General features: G+C 61.1%; 18 protein-coding genes and 1 pseudogene. 9 read left to right on the top strand and 10 right to left on the bottom strand.

What is annotated here, in order from left to right; all coding sequences use genetic code 11:
• The first annotated feature begins 14 nt into the window (after positions 1 to 14).
• From PPTH39_RS22170 to PPTH39_RS22160, 3 genes are read left to right on the top strand one after another with little or no spacing between them, the layout of a single operon-like run.
• Complete coding sequence (locus PPTH39_RS22170) at positions 15 to 893, top strand: ABC transporter permease (protein ID WP_095002515.1); 879 nt, start codon at positions 15 to 17, stop codon at positions 891 to 893.
• Positions 890 to 2,596 carry a dipeptide ABC transporter ATP-binding protein gene (locus PPTH39_RS22165; RefSeq protein WP_095024406.1) on the top strand — a complete coding sequence of 569 codons (1,707 nt, stop codon included), beginning with the start codon at positions 890 to 892 and terminating at the stop codon, positions 2,594 to 2,596. The genes PPTH39_RS22170 and PPTH39_RS22165 overlap by 4 nt, the downstream gene beginning before the upstream one ends.
• 25 nt (positions 2,597 to 2,621) lie before the next feature.
• Complete coding sequence (locus tag PPTH39_RS22160) at positions 2,622 to 3,848, top strand: acyl-CoA dehydrogenase family protein (RefSeq protein ID WP_130872486.1); 1,227 nt, start codon at positions 2,622 to 2,624, stop codon at positions 3,846 to 3,848.
• A gap of 106 nt (positions 3,849 to 3,954) precedes the next feature.
• On the opposite strand, the gene PPTH39_RS22155 is transcribed toward PPTH39_RS22160, so the two are convergent.
• The 10 genes from PPTH39_RS22155 to PPTH39_RS22110 all read right to left on the bottom strand — a co-directional run bounded on the left by PPTH39_RS22155 (position 3,955) and on the right by PPTH39_RS22110 (position 13,506).
• Positions 3,955 to 4,734: a type 2 periplasmic-binding domain-containing protein gene (locus tag PPTH39_RS22155; protein WP_232527686.1), complete on the bottom strand. Its 780-nt coding sequence runs from the start codon at positions 4,732 to 4,734 to the stop codon at positions 3,955 to 3,957.
• A 28-nt stretch (positions 4,735 to 4,762) separates the two neighbouring features.
• Positions 4,763 to 5,542: an ABC transporter permease gene (locus tag PPTH39_RS22150; RefSeq protein WP_095025630.1), complete on the bottom strand. Its 780-nt coding sequence runs from the start codon at positions 5,540 to 5,542 to the stop codon at positions 4,763 to 4,765.
• A gap of 2 nt (positions 5,543 to 5,544) precedes the next feature.
• Positions 5,545 to 6,411: an ABC transporter ATP-binding protein gene (locus tag PPTH39_RS22145; protein ID WP_130872485.1), complete on the bottom strand. Its 867-nt coding sequence runs from the start codon at positions 6,409 to 6,411 to the stop codon at positions 5,545 to 5,547.
• Positions 6,411 to 7,442, bottom strand: a complete 1,032-nt coding sequence (locus tag PPTH39_RS22140; protein ID WP_095002509.1) for an ABC transporter substrate-binding protein — start codon at positions 7,440 to 7,442, stop codon at positions 6,411 to 6,413. Before PPTH39_RS22140 ends, PPTH39_RS22145 begins: the two co-directional genes overlap by 1 nt.
• Before the next feature lie 100 nt (positions 7,443 to 7,542).
• Complete coding sequence (locus PPTH39_RS22135) at positions 7,543 to 8,874, bottom strand: LLM class flavin-dependent oxidoreductase (RefSeq protein WP_130872484.1); 1,332 nt, start codon at positions 8,872 to 8,874, stop codon at positions 7,543 to 7,545.
• 31 nt (positions 8,875 to 8,905) lie between these two features.
• Complete coding sequence (locus tag PPTH39_RS22130; protein ID WP_095002507.1) at positions 8,906 to 9,670, bottom strand: ABC transporter ATP-binding protein; 765 nt, start codon at positions 9,668 to 9,670, stop codon at positions 8,906 to 8,908.
• A gap of 25 nt (positions 9,671 to 9,695) precedes the next feature.
• On the bottom strand, positions 9,696 to 10,484 hold the full coding sequence (locus PPTH39_RS22125; protein ID WP_095027123.1) for an ABC transporter permease: 789 nt from the start codon (positions 10,482 to 10,484) through the stop codon (positions 9,696 to 9,698).
• The gene (locus PPTH39_RS22120) at positions 10,481 to 11,383 is read right to left on the bottom strand and encodes an ABC transporter permease (protein WP_130872483.1); all 903 of its coding nucleotides are present in this window, start codon (positions 11,381 to 11,383) and stop codon (positions 10,481 to 10,483) included. The genes PPTH39_RS22125 and PPTH39_RS22120 overlap by 4 nt, the downstream gene beginning before the upstream one ends.
• 80 nt (positions 11,384 to 11,463) lie before the next feature.
• Positions 11,464 to 12,558: an ABC transporter substrate-binding protein gene (locus tag PPTH39_RS22115; RefSeq protein WP_095002504.1), complete on the bottom strand. Its 1,095-nt coding sequence runs from the start codon at positions 12,556 to 12,558 to the stop codon at positions 11,464 to 11,466.
• Positions 12,559 to 12,594: 36 nt separating this feature from the next.
• Positions 12,595 to 13,506: a TauD/TfdA dioxygenase family protein gene (locus PPTH39_RS22110; protein WP_095002503.1), complete on the bottom strand. Its 912-nt coding sequence runs from the start codon at positions 13,504 to 13,506 to the stop codon at positions 12,595 to 12,597.
• Between the two features lie 505 nt (positions 13,507 to 14,011).
• On the opposite strand from PPTH39_RS22110, the gene PPTH39_RS22105 reads away from it, so the two are divergent.
• The 6 genes and pseudogenes from PPTH39_RS22105 (at position 14,012) to PPTH39_RS22080 (ending at position 19,568) form a co-directional block, all read left to right on the top strand.
• Positions 14,012 to 14,251, top strand: a complete 240-nt coding sequence (locus PPTH39_RS22105; RefSeq protein ID WP_130872507.1) for a type II toxin-antitoxin system RelB/DinJ family antitoxin — start codon at positions 14,012 to 14,014, stop codon at positions 14,249 to 14,251.
• Positions 14,241 to 14,527, top strand: a pseudogene (locus PPTH39_RS22100) (type II toxin-antitoxin system RelE family toxin). The gene PPTH39_RS22105 and the pseudogene PPTH39_RS22100 overlap by 11 nt, the downstream one beginning before the upstream one ends.
• 123 nt (positions 14,528 to 14,650) lie before the next feature.
• A complete protein-coding gene (locus PPTH39_RS22095) occupies positions 14,651 to 15,862 on the top strand; it encodes a CmpA/NrtA family ABC transporter substrate-binding protein (RefSeq protein ID WP_130872482.1) in 1,212 nt (403 codons plus the stop codon).
• A 14-nt stretch (positions 15,863 to 15,876) separates the two neighbouring features.
• The gene (locus PPTH39_RS22090) at positions 15,877 to 16,452 is read left to right on the top strand and encodes an ANTAR domain-containing response regulator (RefSeq protein ID WP_130872481.1); all 576 of its coding nucleotides are present in this window, start codon (positions 15,877 to 15,879) and stop codon (positions 16,450 to 16,452) included.
• Between the two features lie 226 nt (positions 16,453 to 16,678).
• Positions 16,679 to 17,890, top strand: a complete 1,212-nt coding sequence (locus PPTH39_RS22085; RefSeq protein ID WP_130872480.1) for a nitrate/nitrite transporter — start codon at positions 16,679 to 16,681, stop codon at positions 17,888 to 17,890.
• A gap of 7 nt (positions 17,891 to 17,897) precedes the next feature.
• On the top strand, positions 17,898 to 19,568 hold the full coding sequence (locus PPTH39_RS22080; protein ID WP_130872479.1) for a bifunctional protein-serine/threonine kinase/phosphatase: 1,671 nt from the start codon (positions 17,898 to 17,900) through the stop codon (positions 19,566 to 19,568).
• Positions 19,569 to 19,836 lie beyond the last annotated feature (268 nt).

Below are 19,836 nucleotides of genomic sequence, written 5' to 3'. Positions count from 1 at the left end.
AAAGGAGCTGCCCCATGACCACTGCCGTACTGCCAAACGCTCCGACCGGCTACAGCGAAAGCGTCTGGACGGCCCTGTTGCGCAATCCCTCGGCGCTGATTGGCGCGACCATGCTGGCACTGGTGCTGACCCTGGCACTGCTGGCGGGCACGCTCTACCCCGGTGACCCGCTGGATATGGTCGCCATGCCGATGCTGTGGCCCGGCGACGATCCGGGCTACTTTCTGGGCAGCGACTCACTGGGCCGCGACGTAGCTGCCGGGATCGCCCACGGGGCCCGCGGGTCTTTACTGATTGCCGCCAGCGCCACCCTGATCAGCGTACTGATCGGCGGGCTGGTCGGGGCTCTGGCCGGCTACCACGGCGGCAAGCTGGGGGATGTGCTGATGCGCCTCTGCGAAGTGTTCCAGACCGTGCCGTCTTTTTTGCTGGTGATCGTGATCGTGGCCATCGGCAACCCGACGCTGGGGGTTATCGCGCTGGCGATCGGTATCTCCTCATGGCCCACGGTGGCACGCCTGGTACGCGCCGAGTTCCGTACCCTGCGTGAAGCCGACTTTGTGACTGCCGCGCGCAGCCTGGGCTTCGGCAACAGCGCGATTATCCTGCGCGAAATCCTGCCCAACGCCCTCGCGCCGCTGGTGGTCACCACCTCGATCCTGATCGCCCAGGCGATTCTGGTGGAAGCCGGGCTCGCCTTTCTGGGGATGAGCGACCCGAATCAGGCCAGTTGGGGCGCCATGCTCGGCAGTGGCCGCGAGCAGATCGCCAGCGGCTGGTACCTCACCGCCCTGCCGGGGCTGGCAATCATCTTCGTGGTGCTGGCCCTCAACCTTCTGGGCGACGGTCTCAATGACGCCCTCAACCCTCGCCTGCGACGGTATATCCCATGAGCCTGCTGGACGTACGCGGTTTGCGCGTGAGCTACGACAACGCCGATGCCGTCAAAGACCTGAGTTTCACCCTGCAAGCCGGCGAGACACTGGCGCTGGTGGGTGAGTCCGGCTGCGGTAAATCCACCACGGCCCTGGCCCTGATGGCCCTGCTGCCGGACAACGCCCGGCTGGGCGGTCAGGTCTTGTTCGAAGGCCGCGACCTGCTGGTCATGCCCCCCCGCCAACGGCGCCAATTGCAGGGCAGTGCACAGGGCATGATCTTTCAGGACCCGCTGTCGAGCCTCAACCCCGTACTCACCCTGGGTGAGCAAGTCAGCGAAATCCTGCTGACCCACACTGACCTGACCCGGCGCCAGGCCTGGCAGCGGGCCGAAGAACTGTTCGCCCTGGTGCAATTGCCGCGCCCGGCAGCGCATTTGCGTGAGTACCCACAGCACTTGTCGGGCGGCCAGCGCCAGCGGGTGGTGATCGCCATGGCGATTGCCTGCCAGCCCCGACTGTTGATCGCCGACGAGCCGACCACGGCGCTGGATGTCAGCGTGCAGGCGCAGATCCTTGAGTTGCTGGCTCGTTTGCGGGGCGAGCTGGGCATGGGTCTGCTGCTGATTACTCATGATCTGGGCGTGGTCGGCCAGCACGCCGACCGGGTCATCGTGATGCACGATGGCCACGCCCTGGAAAGCCGGTCGACCCGCGACCTGATCGAGCACCCGCAACACCCCTACAGTCGCGGCCTGCTGCAGGCGTCGCTGGGGGCTGAACATAAGCAGCATTACTTGAGTAACCGTCTGGCTGAAATCAATGTCGAGCGCCAGCCGGAGCAGGCCACCCGCTATGGCGTCAAGTCCACCCTCTACGCGCCGGGCCGCCAGCCTCGGGCACCCACGGGCAACCCGGCGCTGCTCAAGGTCAGCGACCTGACCACCGGCTATGGCAACAGCACCGTACTTGACCGCATCAGCCTTGAAGTGGGCGAGCGCGAGAGCGTGGGCCTGGTGGGCGAGTCGGGTTGCGGCAAGTCGACCCTCAGTCGCACCCTGCTGCGTTTACTGCCCGCACGCAGTGGCACAATCGAATTCGACGGACGCGATATCGCCAGCCTCAAGGACGAGTCGCTGCTGGGCTGGCGCCGTCAGGTGCAAATGATTTTTCAGGATCCCTACGCGGCGCTTAACCCGCGCCACAGCGTGGAGAGCATTCTCGATCGTGTGCAGCGCCTGCACGGGCAGACCGACCCGGGCCAACGCCAGCAGGCCCGCTTCGCAATGCTCGATGCCGTGGGGTTGGCGCGCAGCAGCCTGGCGCGCTTGCCCCATCAGTTTTCCGGTGGCCAGCGCCAACGCATCGGCATTGCCCGGGCGTTGATCCTCAAGCCGCGGCTGGTGATCTGCGACGAACCGGTGTCGGCGCTGGATGTTTCGACCCAGGCGCAGATCCTCAACCTGCTGGTGGAGCTGCGCGAAGAGCTGGGCCTGTCCTATCTGTTTATCTCCCACGACCTGTCGGTAGTGCGCTATTTCGCCGACCGGATTCTGGTGATGGAGCAAGGGCAAATCGTCGAACAGGCCACCCCGCAAACCCTCTGGCATTCACCCCGGCACCCCTACACCCGTCGCCTGCTGGCGGCGATCCCCGGCGCCGCTGCGCCGGAACCGGCCCCTCAACCTGTATCCGGCCTGCGCTTTGCCGTCGGCTGGTAATCCGTTCAACGCCAAGGAGCACGACATGTCGCAAATTGACTCTGCCTGGGGCGCCGTCCCGTCGGCGCGATACGAAGCATTGGCGGCCCGTTATCGGCCGGTCTTTGCGCAGATTCGTCAAGGAGCCGTAGATCGCGAACTGGAACGGCGCTTGCCGCTCCAGGAGTTGCAATGGCTCAAGGAGGCAGGCTTCACCACCCTGCGTGTGCCCAAGGAATATGGCGGTGCCGGCGCCAGCCTGCCGGAACTGTTCAACCTGCTGATCGAACTGGCCGAGGCCGATTCAAACCTGGTGCAATCATTGCGCGGGCACTTCGGTTTTTGTGAAAACCTGCTTAACAGCCGCGACCCTGAGTATCAGGGCGTGTGGCTGGAGCGCCTGGGTCGTGGCGAAACCGTCAGCCCGGCGTCCGGCGAAGTGGGCAATGCCAAACAGCTTGAATTCGGCACCCGCCTGAGCCTGCACGGCGGCCACTGGCAATTGAGTGGCAGCAAGTTCTACACCACCGGTGCGCTGTATGCAGACTGGGTCGATGTCAGCGCCAACAACCCGGATGAACAGCGCGTATCGGTGACGGTGCGCACCAATGATCCGGGGGTGGAAATCATCGACGACTGGAATGGCTTTGGCCAGACACTGACCGCCAGTGGTACTGCGCATTTTCGCGAAGTGCCGGTGGACCCGCTCAATGTGATCCTGGCTGAAAACCGTTTTCGCTATTCACCGGCTTTTTTCCAGTCTGTGCACACGGCAACCCTGACCGGGATTGGCCGCGCGCTGGCCGACGAAACTGCCGGGCATGTGGCCAGGCGCACCCGCAGCTTCAGCAGCGGCAATGCACCGCGCGTGGCCCACGACCCGCAAGTGCTGCAAGTGGTGGGCAACCTGCGCAGCGCGGCCTATGCCGCCGGCGCTATTGCAGCGCAGAACTTCCAGGCGCTGGAGCGAGTCCATCAGGCCCATTTGAGCGATGATGAACACGCCCTGAGCCACGCCGTGAATATTGCCGAACTGGAAGTGGCGCAGTCGCAAACCATAGTCTCGGACTTGATCATCAAGGCCAGTGGCGATCTGTTTGATGCACTGAGTGCATCGGCCACCCTCAAGCCCTTGGGACTGGACCGTTTCTGGCGCAATGCGCGCACGCTGTCGTCGCATAACCCGCGTATCTACAAGAGTCGCATCGTGGGGGATTTTGCGGTGAACGGCACACCGCCACCGGCGCAATGGCGCATTGGTGTGGCGGAGTAAACCCTGTGGGAGCGGGCTTGCTCGCGATGGCATCGACGCGGTTTGCCTGACAGACCTCACCGTTTGCATCGCGAGCAAGCCCGCTCCCACCGTGGCGTGGTATCGCTCAATGACACACCAACCCGTCGCCTATTTTCAGGCTGTCCACCAGCAACGCATTGCTGCGCAGCTCCCATGCACGGGTCTGGCCGCCACGGGCCTGCCAGTCGCGCAGTGCCGCATTGATCAACGCGCGGCTTTGCCTGTCGACTACGGGCAGGTAAACCCGCAGGTCGCTGCTTGCCTTCAAGGTCTGCGGTAACAGCGCATAGAAGCGCCAGTCCGGTGCCTGTGCCAGCGCCTGCAAGCTGTTGCGCTCTTCAGCCAGCAGGTTGCACTCGCCCGCCATAAACGCCACCGCGGCACGGATCGACGACACATAAGTGCGCAGCTCGGCGCCCTGTTGCTGCAGGGTTTGCGCCCACGGGCTACCCATCGCCAGGCATACGCTTTGCCCGCGCACAGGACGGGCGGGAGCATTGCGCAAGCCAATCAACGCTCCCGCACGGTACTGCACCGGTAAATCCCGCAAGCTCGCCACCCGGTCAGCTTCGACCGGCAGTTTCAGACTGCCGGCAATGACCAGGTCGAGGTGGCCGTCACTCAACGGGCCACTCTGCGGCAATGCCTGCAACTGCACCTTCAGTCCAAGGTAAGCGCCCAGGGCCTCGGCCAACTGACTGTCCAGTTCATCCGGCTCAGCCACCAGCGCCTCTTGCCCCAGGCTCGGCCGTGGGTAACTGCGTACGCCCACACGCAAGACCTGGCGCTGTTCGGCTGCCTGCAACAGCGGCCCACGAGGCATCTCACCCGGTGCCAATGGCCATTGCCAGGCGACCAGCGACACAGCGCCAACCACCACTGCTGCCAGCCACCTAACCACCGTGGCGCAAGCCCCGGCGCCAGTAGGTAAAGCGCCGTTCCAGCAAGGCCAGCAAAAAGTTGAGCAGCAAACCCACCACCGCCAGCAGCAAAATGCCTGCGTACATGCTGGGAATCTGGAACACCTCCTGGGAGTTCAGCGTGAGGAAGCCCAACCCGGAATGAGCACCAATCATCTCGGCGGCCACCAGTGCCGTGATGCAATACGCCCCCGCCAGACGAATCCCGGTAAAGATCGACGGCGACGCCGCCGGCAGCACTATTTTGGTAAACAGAAACCAGCGGTTCGCGCCCATCGACAGCGCCGAGTTGATCAGCAACCCGTCGACCTGCTTAACGCCGCTGATGGTACTCAACAGGATCGGCCAGAACGACGCCCAGAAAATGATCGCGATTTTCGACAGTTCACCGATACCCAGAAACAGAATAAACACCGGAAACAATGCCAGCGCCGAGGTCTGGCGGAAGAACTGCAACAACGGATCAAGCACATGTTCGACCCGTGCAAACCAGCCCATTATCAACCCCAGGCTGACACCGCAGGCAATCGCCAGCAGCAGTCCGGCAAAGGAACGAAACAGGCTGGCCTGCAAGTGCTTGATCAGATCGCCACTGCTGGCCAGATCCAGCACCGCACCCAGCACCGCCGATGGCGGGCTCAGGTAGCCGGGGTTGACCACGCCCAATTGCGGCAAGGCCTCCCAGAGGGCGAGGAACAGGAGGATACCCACCGAGCTGTCGATCACCCGTCGTGAAGTCAATTTAAAGCCCATGTTTACACTCCAATCCGATAACCACCCAGGGTCGCGATGCTCTGCCAGTTCTGAGGCACTGGCGCCGCAACGGGCTCACGGGCCACGTCTGTGACCTCGTCGCGCAGGGCTTCCCAGGCACGCTGGCGGTAGTGCACAAAGGCCTGGGTATTACGCAATTCCGGCTGGCGCGGGCGCGGCAGGTCGATGTCGAAGATCTCCTTGATCCGCCCCGGGCGCTGGGTCATCACCGCCACCCGGTCCGACAGGAAAATCGCCTCGTCCAGGCTGTGGGTAATAAACACGATGGTTTTTTTGTGCGTATCCCAAATGCGCAGCAACTCACTCTGCAGGGTCTCGCGGGTTTGCGCGTCGAGGGCGGCGAAAGGTTCGTCCATCAGCAGCACATCCGGGTTGTAGGCCAGCGAGCGGGCAATCGCTACGCGCTGGCGCATGCCGCCGGACAACTCGTGAGGGTAGCGCGAGGCGAAGCCATTGAGGCCCACCAGCTCCAGGTATTCGCGGGCAGTTTCCAGCCGCCGGGCCTTGGCCACCCCGCGGATCTCCAGGCCCACGGCAATGTTGTCGAGCACCGTGCGCCAGGGCAGCAATGCATAGCCCTGGAACACAACACCCTGGTTACGGTTGATGCCCTGCAGGGGCCGGCCATCGACCAGAAGGTCGCCGCCGGTCTTGTGCGCAAGCCCTGCAAGGATATTCATAAAGGTCGACTTGCCGCAGCCCGAAGGCCCGAGGATGGACAGGAACTCGCCCTCGCGTACCTGCAGTTCAAACCCCTCCAGCACGGGCACCCGCTCCTCTCGCCCCGCATCATTCAAGGCCCGGTACTCCATGCTCAGGTCACGGGCGACGATCTTGTGTTCCGGCATCAGGCATGCCCCCGGGCGAACGGGTTGAAGTCGTTGGTGTAGACATCCTTGACCCCTATCGAACCTTTTTTGATCTTGCCTTCGTTTTCAAGAATGTCGATGTAGTACTGAATCGGCGGCTCGGTCACTACCAGGTCATCGACATAGGCAAAGCGCTCCACCAACTCGAGCTTCATGCCGATGCGCTCGGAGGTGATTTTGCGCGCGTCGTCGGGGTTGGCATTGACCCAGTTGGCCGCGCGGGCGATCGCGTTTACAACGTCGCGGGTAGCCTCCGGGTTCTCGCGGCTGAACTTGCCATACACACTGTAGGGCGCCATGCCGCCCAATCCGCCATCCAGATCGTAGTCGCTCCACAGCTTGCGTAATGCCGGGTTGTGCTCGGCACCGCCGGACGATGGCGGATGAATGATTGCAATGTCGATATTGCCGGTGGCCAGGGTCTGCTCGGCCTGGTTGTCCGGCACCACCACCCAGTTGATCTTGTCGACATTGACGCCCTGCTCGCGCAGGTATTTTTTGGTGACAAATTCGGCGCAGGCGCCAAAGCTGTTGAAGCCTACGGTCTTGCCTTCCAGGTCTTTGGGCTTGACGATGCCGGAGTCGTCGCGCACGAAGTATTTCATGTGCGGAGCCTCTTGCAGGGTCTTGCCGCCGGCGGCCACCACCTTGAGGTCAAGACCACTGGCGATGGCTGAAATCACCAGCGGTACCATGCGCGCGCCGAAGTCTATTTCGCCGGTGCCGGTCAATGGAATGATCTGGGGCGCGGCAATACGGCCGATGTACTTGGGCCGTGCCCGCGAGCCTTCGAAATAGCCGAGGGAGTCGGCGACATAGACCAGATCGAATGAGGGGTTGTCGGGGTATTTGAAGTCCACCACCTGATCGGCGCGGCTCTTGATCACGGCGGCGCTTTTAGCGCCGCTGTCCTTTTTTTCGCAACCGGGCAGCAGAATGCCCGCAGCGCCGACCGCACCCAATACCGCGCAACTACGCAGGAATGCTCTTCTGTTGTTGATCGGGTTCATGCCCGCTCCTTGTGGGTTTTGAATTGTGGGAGCGAGCCTGCTCGCGAAGGCATCAAGGCCAGCTTCGCGAGCAGGCTCGCTCCCACTAGGGTGGGGGGAGTCAGGCGGTTTTCAGGGTGTAGCGCGACTCCGGGCGAGTCAGGCCGTAGTGTTCGCGCAAGGTGCTGCCCGCATACTCACTGCGGAACAAGCCGCGCTGGCGCAAGATCGGCAGCACTTCGTCGAGGAAGACTTCAAAACCATCGGGGAATGCCGGCGGCATCACGTTGAAACCATCCGCCGCACCGCTGCGGAACCACTGCTCAATCAAGTCGGCAATCTGCACCGGGGTACCCACCGGCACCCAATGCCCGCGCGCCCCCGCCAGGCGGTTGATCAGCTGGCGCAAGGTGACGTTTTCGCGGTCGACAATATCGATGATCAGCTTGAAGCGGCTGGACTGGCTTTCGACGCCTTCGAAGTTGATCAGATGGCGCGGAAACGGGGCGTCCAGATCCTGACCCGACAAATCCACACCCAACATGCGCCGCAATTGGCCCAGGGACACGTGGGGCAATACCAGCTCATTGAGCTCATCAAACTTGCGCTGCGCTTCGGCTTCGGTGCTGGCGATATACGGGCTGATGCCCGGAAGAATTTTCAGCTGGCGCGGGTCGCGGCCCACGGCTTTCGCCCGGGCGCGGATGTCATTGGCAAATTCCGTGGCGCTTTGCAGCGTCTGGTGCGCGGTAAAGATGGCTTCAGCATGCCTGGCGGCAAAATCACGACCATCCTCGGATGAGCCGGCCTGCACCTGCACCGGTCGCCCCTGGGGCGAACGCGGCGAGTTCAGCGGGCCCTTGACCTTATAGTAAGCGCCGACGTGGTTGATCGAGTGCACCTTGCCGCTGTCGGCAAATACCCCGGCGGTTTTATCCAGCACCAGCGCATCGTCTTCCCAGCTGTCCCACAGGTCACCGACCACCTGCACGAACTCTTCGGCCTGGGCGTAGCGATCATGGGCCGAAGGGTGTTCATCAAGCCCAAAGTTGGCCGCTGCGGCAGCCATTGACGTGGTGACAATGTTCCAGCCCGCACGGCCCTTGCTCAGGTGATCCAGCGCGCTGAACGAACGCGCCAGGTTGTAAGGTTCGCTGTAGGTGGTGCTGGCCGTGGCAATCAGGCCGATGCGCTGGGTAACCGCCGCAATGGCTGCCAGCCAGGTCACCGGCTCGAAGCGGATGCGCAGGCCTTCGCGGCCGCTTTCGGCCAGTGACGGCGAGTCGGCAAAGAAAATCGCATCGAGCTTTTCGCGCTCGGCGCGTAACGCCAGCTGCTGGTAGTAGCCAATGTCCATGGACGACTCCGGCACTGACTGCGGGTGGCGCCAGGCGGCTTCGTGATGGCCGTTGGGGTAGATAAACAGGTTGAGGCTGAGCTGACGTTCGGACATGTTCTGTTCTCTGAATTCAGGTGGCAGGGGTTCAATGCAATTCGGCGAAGTCACTCAGCACGTCGTCGCGCAGGGCGATAAAGCGGCTGTCACTGCGGTTGCGCGGGCGCGGCAGGTCGATATCGAGGATGCGCCGGATACGCCCGGGGTTGGGCTGCATGACCACCACGCGATCACCGAGAAACACAGCCTCATCCACATCGTGGGTCACCAGGATCATGGTGATTTTTTCCTTGGCCCAGATGTTTTGCAGCTCGCCCTGCAAGCGCGCCCGGGTCAGCGCATCGAGGGCGCCAAGGGGTTCGTCGAGCAACAGCACGCTGGGGCGGTTGACCAGCCCCCGGGCAATCGCCACACGCTGGGCCATGCCGCCGGAAATCTGGTGCGGGTAGGCGTCGATAAAGTCCTGCAGGCCCACCAGTTCGATATGTTCGCGCACGGTGTCGCGCTTTTCCTTTGTGCTCAGCGGCGAGTTTTTCAGCGCCACGGCAACGTTCTGTTCAACGTTGAGCCAGGGGAACAAACGGTGATCCTGAAACACGATGCCGCGCTCCAGCCCCGTGCCGTCGATGGGCTGGCCATTGAGCAGGATGCGCCCCTCATACTCTTCGTCCAGGCCCAGAATCAGGCGCAGCAGGGTGGACTTGCCGCAACCGCTGGCACCGACGATGCTGATAAATTCGCCGGGAGCGATATCCAGCTGGATATTGTCCAGCACTTGCAACTGGCTGCTGCTACCGGGGCGCGAAGCAAAGCGCTTGCTGATGTTTTCCAGGGTCAGGCTGTTATTGAGCATGCTGCAATCCTTTTGAAAGTGCCGATTAACGCGGTTCAATGCCGTACAGGCGTTGCATGCGTCGCTCAAAAATTCGGGCCAGGGCATTGAGGCTCCAGCCCACCAGGCCGATGACCACCATGCCGAACAGCACCAGGTCCATCATGAAATGCTCGCTGCCATCGATCAGCGTGTTGCCGATGCCCTCCCCCGACACCAGCAGATATTCGGCGCCGATGGTCGCCAGCCACGAGTACACCAGCGCCAGATACAGCCCGGTGAAAATCGAGGGCAAGGCGGCGGGCAGCATGACTCCGACGATGGTCTGCCAACGGCTGAAGCGGTAGACCCGCGCCACTTCCAGCAGGTTGGGCGGCACATTGCGCAGGCCGTCGCAGGTATTGACCACCACCGGCACCAGGGCCGCCAGTGACAAAAACACCACCTTGGCCACATCGCCCAGGCCGAACCACACCGAGATCAGCGGGATCCAGGCGAACAGCGAAATCTGTTTGAAGGTGTTGAAGCTCGGGCCTACCAAACGCTCGAAATAGTGCGACAGGCCCAGCAGGCAACCCAGCACCAGGCCCAGGGCGGTGCCGATAAAAAAGCCGCTCAGGTTGCGCGTCAGGCTGGCGCTGATGGCCCGCCAGAACTTGCCCGAAGCGATCTGGTCCCAGGCCGTGGCCGCCACTTTCTCCGGTGAAACCAGCAGCCCGGACTGGCTCCAGCCCAAATGCGAAGCCAGCCACCACAGGGCGACGGCACTGATCGGCAACACCCAGCCGCGATAGCGACGGCTGCTGCCATGACTGATAGCCAATGCGCTGCTCATGACAGGCGCCCCGCTACCGATGCGCGGCCACGATTAAGGCGGCGCTCGGCATAATCAAAACCACGGTCGATCACCAGGCCGATCGCCCCGACCACCACCACGGCGGCCATCACCAGATCCAGCTGGAACAGTTGGCGACCATAGACAATCAGGTAACCCAGCCCTTCGCTCGACGCCACCAGCTCAACCACTACCAGCGACAGCCAGGCCTTGGTGAAGCCCAGGCGCAGGCCGGTAAACAGGGTCGGGATAGCCGCCGGCAACACGATAAACACCACACTTTGCCAGCGGCTGAAACCATAGGCCCGCCCTGCTTCCAGCAAGCCCTTGGGCGCCTGGTGGAAAGCCTGCAAGGTGCACAGGGTGATCGGCACCATCGCCGCCTTGGCAATCAGCACGTACTTGAGCGGCTCGCCGATGCCGAACAGCAACAAGGCAAACGGCAACCAGCCCAAGACCGGGATTTGCACAATGGCATTGAAGGTGGGCAGCAGATAATCCTCGACGGTTTTCGACAACCCCATCGCCAGCCCCAGCGCCACACCAATAGCGCCCCCCAGGGCAAACCCGACGACTACCCGCTGCAGGCTGGCGGCAGCATTTATCCACAGGTCGCCAGAAGCAAAGAGATCCGACAGGGTTTCGTAAACATAGGCTGGCGGCGGCAAGACCTGCTCTGACAGCCAGCCCTGCTCAACCCCCAGATACCACAGGCCCAGCAGGGTCAGCGGCAAGAGCCAGGGCAAGCTCCGGTCACCCAGGGTCGTGGCCCAGGCCGAGGTGCGCGGCACTTCGACCTTGCGTACCGGGCGTGCCGGGGCCGGTGGCAAACGCTTGACGTTGCCCTTGGGTAGCGCCGGTGCGTACTGCTGCGGTATGACGGTCTGTGCCCTGGCCATATGCCTGGCTCCTTTGTTGCTACTACAAAAAACGGATTCCCTGTGGGCTCCCACAGGGGTATCCCCATAAGGGTATGCAGCTACTTGCCCGCTACCGCATTGCCGGCGGGCTGTTTGCCATCCACGCCATAGGCCGTCCAGAAGCTCTCCAAGCCCTTGGCTTTCAACGCGGTCTGCAAATAGTTCGGCTCAAACCAGCCTTCGATACTCACCGGGCGGCGGATCAGCTTTTCGTCCTTGGCCTGCTCTGCCACTGCCTGGTAGCGACTCACCAGAAAGGTGTCGATCAGCGGCGAATTCCGGTCCCGCAAACTGACCCCGGTAAAGTCGGCGCGCAGTGAGTCCACCGGGTCGTTGCTCTTGGCCCACTCGCTGAACACCTCATCACGATGGCTGTCTTCGGACGCCCATTTCGCCGCATCCACCAGGGTATCGACGACTTTTTGCACATTGCCCGGGTGCTCTTTTTCATAGGCACCGCGCACCACCAAGGCGGTCTGACGGGTGTAGCGCACATCCTGGGCAGGGTTGTCGTAAACGATGTCGATCAGGCCCTTGTCACGCAGCTTGAACAGCTCACGACCACCGAAGGCCGCATCCACGCCATTGGAAACCAGGGCTGCCTGGGTACTGCCGGCATCGAGGTTGATCACCTTGATATCGCGCTCGCTCATGCCGTGCGCTGCCAGCAGGTTGATCGACACCAGATGACCGTTGGTGCCGCGAAACACCGCGACCTTCTTGCCTTTGAGGTCTTCGATGGTCTTGATGTCAGAGCCCTTTGGCACCGCCAGATACAGGTTGGCCCGCACCCCCAGTGCTGCCAGCAGTTTGGTGTCCAGCCCGTTGGAGCGCCCGACCACCGCCGGCAGATCACCCTGATAGGCGAAGTCCAGCTGCTGGTTGGACAACGCTTCGTTGACCGCAGGGCCAGCGCCTTTGAAGAAGAACCACTGCACCTCGGTGCCGGTACCGGCGAAGGCTTTTTCCAGCAGTTGCTGGTTGCGCACGATGCCCAGCGGCGAGCCACTGAACGTGACCGGATCACCGCCACCGGCGCTCGCCACACCGACGCGCAACACATCGGCCTCGGCCAGCGGAACAGCCATGACCGCCGCCAGCACGGCGGCAATGCGGGTCTTGCGCAACAGGGCATTTACTTTGAATGTGGCCATGGGCAGGTCTTCCTTGAAGCAATAAGGCGCGGCCCGTCAGGCGGCGAGGTGTTTTTTGTCGGCTTCGGTTTTCGGCGAGCGGGTGTCCGGGGTCGGCTTGAGCGCCTGGCTCAGGCGGCCGTCGACACCCACCGGCACATCGCCGTCGATGGTGGTGCGACGTACGATGCGCGGGGCATCGCCGTAGTCGTTGATCGCAATATGCTGGGTGGCGCGGTTATCCCAGATCACCACATCACCTTCCTGCCAGCGCCAGCGCACGGTGTTGTCGACATGGGTAATGCGGTCATGGAACAGGCGAATCAGTTGCTTGGAATCGTTGCTGCTCACACCCTGAATATCTTTGACAAAGTGGCCCAGCAACAAACTTCTTTCGCCCGATTCCGGGTGAACGCGAACCAGCGGATGTTCAGTTTCATAAACTTCGGCAGTGAACTGTTCGCGATAGCGCTTGAGACCGGACTCATCGGTACCGCGAGGCGTCGCATAGTCATAAACATTGGTGTGCAGGGCGCGCAAGTTGTCCGCAAGTTGCTTTAACGGCTCGGGTAAATCGTTATAAGCCGAGGCGGTATTGGCCCACACCGTGTCGCCGCCATAGGGTGGAATGACCACACCGCGCAAGATGGAGATTTTCGGGTAATTGGCCACAAAGGTCACATCGGTATGCCAGGAGTTGGCGCGGGTTTCCTTGGCGTCCAGGTGCAGGATGGCGGAACTTTGCTCGGCAGAGCGCACGGTCGGGTGGGGCACCTGATCACCGAAGCGGCGGGAAAATGCTTCGTGCTCGGCGTCGCTTAAATGCTGGTCGCGAAAGAACAGGACTTTATATTTCAACAAGGCCTGATGAATAAACTCGAATGTTTCGCCACTGATATCACCGCCCAGTTTTACGCCTTCAAGTTGTGCACCAATTCGACCCGCTACGGGTTTTACTTGAATAGTAATCGCCCCACTCCTGCTTCACGAGTTGTTGTGAACAGATCATAAAGGCATAAAAACTCGGGCAGCCAATCACTTTTTAGTCTAACGATAGATGAGCAGTTTTATAGAACATGTCCGGTGTTAGCGGCGTTAAATGGTTATAAACTTTTCAGTTGTAAGTTAATAACCCTTTCAATTATTCACCTGTTTGCCTGGCTCGCGCATAACCGCTTTACGACGTGGCAACCGGCCATTGAGCAGCGGTGGAGCGAGACTCTTCCCCGATTTGGACAGCCGCAAGCGAGCGGAATTACGCTCGGATGTTTCACGGGAATGAAAGCGAATCGTCGTACGAATCACCTGATTATCTCTAGCTAGGCTCACAGAACTGACCACCCTTCTTTGGTTTGGTGGCTTAAATTCAGGAGCGCATATGAACAACGCAGAACACTTAACCGCCCAATGGCACTTGCAAAAGAAACGGGCAGAGGTCAGCGTAATGACAAACGTCATTACACGAGTCAAAGCCATGGCCTCCATCAACATTCGCATTGACGATGAACTCAAAGCCCGCGCTTACCAGGAACTTGAGCGCCTGGGTGTCACCCCCTCTGAACTGGTCCGCCAGGCATTTCAGTACGTAGCCGAACGCGGCCAACTGCCCTTTCGCCCCATGCTGGTAACCGAAGAAGACGAAGCCCTCATCAACACTGTGCGCGAACGCCTGGCTGCACCGCAAAGGGTCAAGGTAACACTGGATAACCTTTGATCTTGAGTTTGACCAGCGCGCACTCAAGGAATGGCACAAGCTCGCAAACCGGTCATGCAGCAACTCAAGAGCAAACTGTCAGAGGTGTTGCTCAACCCCCGCGTTGAAGCCAACCGGCTGCGCAAGCTGCCCGATTGCTACAAAATCAAGTTACGCAGCGCGGGTTACCGACTGATCTATCAGGTCATTGATCAAGAGGTTGTGGTGTTCGTCGTCGCCGTTGACAAGCGCGAACACGAGACCGCGTATCGCAAGGCGCAAGACCGCTTGAAGTAAGCCACCCCATTAAAGGCAAGCGCAAATCCAAAGCCCTGTAAAATCCAGGTTTTCAACTGGGTCAACACCTCTGGCATATGCCTTGCACCCTCGCAGTATGCTTTTGCCAAGGTGCTGCCTCCCATGAACGAATCACTCGCCGGCCCTCTGGCCTGGGTCAACGGCAGCGATGCCCCGGAAAAAACCGAAATCAACCTTGGTTTTATGGCCCTAAGCGACTGTGCCTCGGTGGTGGTGGCCGCCACTCAAGGGTTCGCCCAGCCATTCGGGCTGACGCTGAACCTCAAGCGCCAGTCGTCCTGGGCCAGCCTGCGGGACAATCTGGTCAACGGCCAGCTCGACGCCGCCCACAGCCTCTACGGGCTGATCTACGCCGTGCACCTGGGCATTGGCGGCGTGGCGGCCACCGACATGAGCGTACTCATGGGGCTTAACCAAAACGGCCAGAGCCTCAACCTCTCCCACGGTTTACAGGCCCTGGGCGTGACCCGTCCTGAGGCGCTGCAACAACACGTGCACCAAAGTCGATCGAAACTGACCTTCGCCCAGACTTTTCCCACGGGCACTCATGCCATGTGGCTGTATTACTGGCTGGCGAGTCAGGGCATTCATCCGCTGCAAGACGTCAACAGCGTAGTGGTACCACCGCAACAGATGGTTGCGCACTTGCTGGCAGGTCGCATTGACGGCTTTTGCGTCGGCGAGCCGTGGGCTGCCAGCGCGGTTGCACAGAATATGGGGTTTACCCTCGCCACCACCCAGGCGCTGTGGCCCGATCACCCGGAAAAAGTCCTGGGCTGTACCCGGGCGTTTGTCGAGCAGTACCCCAATACCGCCCGGGCGCTGGTGATGGCGATCCTGGAAGCCAGCCGCTTTATCGAGCAGAACGACGAAAACCGGCGCAGTACCGCGCAGTTGCTGAGCGCCCCCGAGTACCTGAATGCACCCGTAGAGTACATCGCGCCGCGTCTGCTCGGCGACTACAACGACGGCCTGGGCAAGCACTGGCAAGACCCGCACGCCCTGCGTTTTTATGGTGACGGCGAGGTCAACCTGCCGTACCTGTCCGATGGCATGTGGTTTATGACCCAGTTCCGCCGCTGGGGCTTGCTGCGCGAAGACCCGGACTACCTCGGTGTTGCCCGTCAGGTTCAGCAATTGGCCCTGTACCGCGACGCGGCCAACGCCGTTAACGTGCCGGCAGGTGCCGCAAACATGCGCAACAGCCAGTTGCTCGATGGCAAGGTGTGGGACGGCTCGGATCCCGCAGGCTATGCCCGAAGCTTTGCGCTGCATGCCATGAGCACCCGCGCTCCTCTTGCTGCCCGTCGTTGACCGGAGCCACCCCCATGCTGCGTATCTTGCTGATCAACGACACGGCGAAAAAAGTCGGCCGCCTGAAAGCCGCGCTGAGTGAAGCCGGATTTGAGGTAATCGATGAGTCGGGCCTGACCATCGACCTGCCTGCTCGCGTCGAAACGGTGCGCCCGGACGTGATCCTGATCGATACCGAGTCGCCAAGCCGCGATGTGATGGAGCAAGTGGTGTTGCTGTCTAGGGACCAACCACGACCGATTGTCATGTTCACCGACGAGCACGACCCCGGCGTGATGCGTCAGGCGATCAAGTCAGGGGTTAGCGCCTACATTGTCGAAGGCATTCACGCACAGCGCTTGCAGCCAATTCTCGATGTGGCCATGGCTCGCTTCGAGAGCGACCAAGCCCTGCGCGCCCAACTGCATGCCCGCGACCAGCAACTGGCCGAGCGCAAGCGCATCGAACTGGCCAAGGGTCTGCTGATGAAGATGAAAAGCTGCAACGAAGAAGAGGCTTACACCCTGATGCGCCGCCAGGCCATGAGCCGCCAACAAAAACTGATACAGGTGGCGGAACAGATCATAGCCATGAGTGAGCTTCTGGGTTGACCCATGATCCTCCTCAATTGGCACAGTTTTCGCTAAGCAATCCTTACCGGTAACCAACGGCGGTTGCCCCATCTACGACAGAGACGTCGCTCCCCTGATTCGCCCATGGCGGATCCGGCAGCGGCGTTTTTTCGTTTTGGCCCCAGCGACCGGGGCCGGTGGTGCGGCCGTTACGGCGCCCCATCGCAACTCTTCTTCTAAAAACGATCAACCGTTGAGGTGCGCGATGAATTCAAGCTTCTGGAAGTCCGGCCATACTCCAACCCTGTTCGCGGCGTTTCTGTATTTCGACCTGAGTTTTATGGTCTGGTATCTGCTCGGCCCACTGGCCGTGCAAATTGCCACCGACCTGCACCTGACCACGCAACAGCGTGGGCTGGTGGTGGCCACGCCGATCCTCGCGGGGGCCGTGCTGCGCTTTGTGATGGGCCTGCTGGCTGATCGCCTGTCTCCCAAAACCGCCGGGCTGATCGGTCAGGTCATTGTTATTGGTGCGTTGTTTGTGGCCTGGAAGCACGGTATTCACAGCTACGAGCAGGCTATTTTGCTGGGACTGTTTCTGGGCATGGCTGGCGCCTCGTTTGCCGTTGCGTTGCCGCTGGCCTCGCAGTGGTATCCACCGCAACACCAGGGCAAGGCAATGGGCATCGCCGGTGCAGGCAACTCTGGCACGGTGTTCGCTGCGCTACTGGCCCCGGTGCTGGCAGCGGCCTATGGCTGGAGCAATGTGTTCGGCTTTGCCCTGATCCCGCTGGTGCTGTGCATTTTCGTGTTTGCCTGGTTGGCCAAAAACGCCCCGGAACGGCCCGTGGCCAAGTCCATGAGCGATTACTTCAAGGCCCTGGGCGACCGCGACAGTTGGTGGTTCATGTTTTTCTACAGCGTGACGTTCGGCGGCTTTATCGGCCTGGCCAGCGCCCTGCCCGGCTATTTTAACGATCAATACGGACTAAGCCCGGTGACTGCCGGCTACTACACCGCGGCCTGTGTGTTTGGCGGTAGTTTGATGCGGCCGCTGGGCGGTGCGCTGGCGGATCGCTTCGGCGGTATTCGTACCCTGTTGGGGATGTACACCCTGGCGACCATCAGCATCGCCGCCGTAGGTTTCAATCTGCCAAGCTCCTATGCAGCACTGGCGCTTTTCGTCTGCACAATGCTGGGATTGGGTGCAGGTAACGGGGCAGTTTTCCAATTGGTGCCTCAGCGCTTTCGTCGTGAAATTGGCGTTATGACGGGCTTGATCGGCATGGCAGGCGGCATCGGTGGTTTCGCCCTCGCAGCAGGCATGGGCGCGATTAAACAAAGCACCGGCAGCTATCAATTGGCCTTGTGGTTATTTGCCAGCCTTGGCGTACTGGCCTGGTTCGGCCTGCACGGGGTCAAGCGCCGCTGGAGAACAACGTGGGGCTCGGCTGCCGTGACCGCTGCCCGAGTGTGAGACTGCGATGAGTCTGCAACTGAGTTTCGCCCACGCCAGCGCCATCGGCCCTCGCGCAGAGAATCAGGACGCACTGCGCGAAGTCACGCCTGTGCCCATGCTGGCGGCAAGCAAGGGGCATTTATTTGCCATTGCCGATGGCGTCAGCCAATGCGCCGATGGCGGCCTGGCCGCCCGTTCGACGTTGCAGGCACTGGCGCTGGACTACTACGCCACACCAGAAACCTGGAGCGTCGCCCAGGCACTGGAGCGTTTGCTGCAAGCGCAAAATAGCTGGCTGCGGGTCAATGGCGGCGGGCAACCGCTGCTGACCACGGTAAGTGCTGTGGTCATGCGCGGCAGGCGTTTTACGTTGGCCCATGTGGGTGATTGCCGGGTCTACCGCTGGCACGCCACAACCTTGCAGCGCATCAGTGAAGACCACGTCTGGGACCAGCCGGGTATGCAGCATGTGCTCAAGCGGGCGCTGGGGCTGGATCAGTATCTGGTGGTGGATTTTCTGGACGGTGAACTGCAACAGGGCGAGACCTTTGTGCTGCTTAGTGACGGTATATGGTCGACCCTGGGCGATACCGCCATAGCCGCCCTGTTGCGTGATCTACCCGACCTGCAAAGCGCCGCCAGCACGCTGGTGAATGCCGCGCATCGGGCAGGCAGTCAGGACAATGCCAGCGCTCTGCTGGTGAGGGTCGACGCTCTGGGGGAAAGCGCCATCGGCGACGCCCTGGCGCAACTGCAGCAATGGCCACTACCGCCCGCGCTCAAACCGGGGCAACACTTTGAAAACTGGCAGGTCGAAAACCATGTTGGCCAGAGCCAGCAATCACTGCTCTACCGGGTGCGGGATGCGCAGCAACAGCCCTGGCTACTGAAAACCCTGCCGGCCCATCTGCACGACGATCACCTGGCAGGGCAAGCGCTGCTATCGGAAGAATGGTTCCTCAAGCGCGTGGCGGGTCGTCATTTCCCCGAGGTGCACCCCGCCAGCCAGCGTCAGCATTTGTACTACGTGATGCGTGAATATCCAGGCACCACCCTGGAAAATCTCTATACCAAGCGCGGGCCTCTGCCCCTGGCACAATGGCTGGATCTGGCCGAGCGCCTGTTGCGAGCTGTGGGCCTGTTACACCGACGGCAGATTTTTCATCGCGATATCAAACCGCACAATCTGTTGCTGGGTGACGACGGTGAATTGCGCTTGCTGGACTTTGGGCTGGCCTACTGCCCCGGTCTGTCGGAGGATCTGCCATCAACGTTGCCCGGCACACCCAGTTATCTCTCCCCGGAAGCCTTTCGCGGCGAAAAACCCAGCCCCGGACAGGATCTCTACGCCGTGGGCGTGACGCTGTATTACCTGCTGACCGGGCATTACCCCTACGGAGAAATCGAAGCATTTCAGCGTCCGCGCTTTGGTATGCCTGTCAGCGCCAGTCGTTATCGACCCGATCTGCCGGAGTGGATTGCCCATAACCTTGAGCGCGGGGTTGCCGCCAATCCGGCGCAACGCTTTGAAACGGCCGAAGAATGGCTGCTACAACTGGAGCAGGGTGAGCGCCAGAGCTTGAGCGTGCGCCCCCGGCCCTTGCTGGAGCGCGAGCCGTTAAAGGTATGGCGGACGGTGGCATCAGTGTCGTTGTTGATAAATCTGGTGCTGATATTTTTGCTGTCTCACCCATAAAGGTGTTCGCTACAGGGCAAGCGGCGCCCCAATAACGGGCGAGGCGCATTGCATCGGTGCACAAAAACACCCCGCGAATATCCAGACATCGTGTAAACACGGGCTCTTGTCAACTTGGCACAACCACTGCATTAGCTAATCCATCAAACATAAAACCCGGTCTTCAACGACGAATACCAGGTTTCCCGAGAGAACGGGACAAGGACAAAGGCGTCCTCGCTAGGCAACTAGCGGGACGCCTTTTTTTGTTTTTGCACAATGTGTCGAA

Source organism: Pseudomonas bubulae (assembly GCF_900618535.1).
Lineage (GTDB): Bacteria > Pseudomonadota > Gammaproteobacteria > Pseudomonadales > Pseudomonadaceae > Aquipseudomonas > Aquipseudomonas bubulae.
Note: the sequence above shows the minus strand (reverse complement) of the source record. Positions and strands in the feature narration are given on the sequence as shown.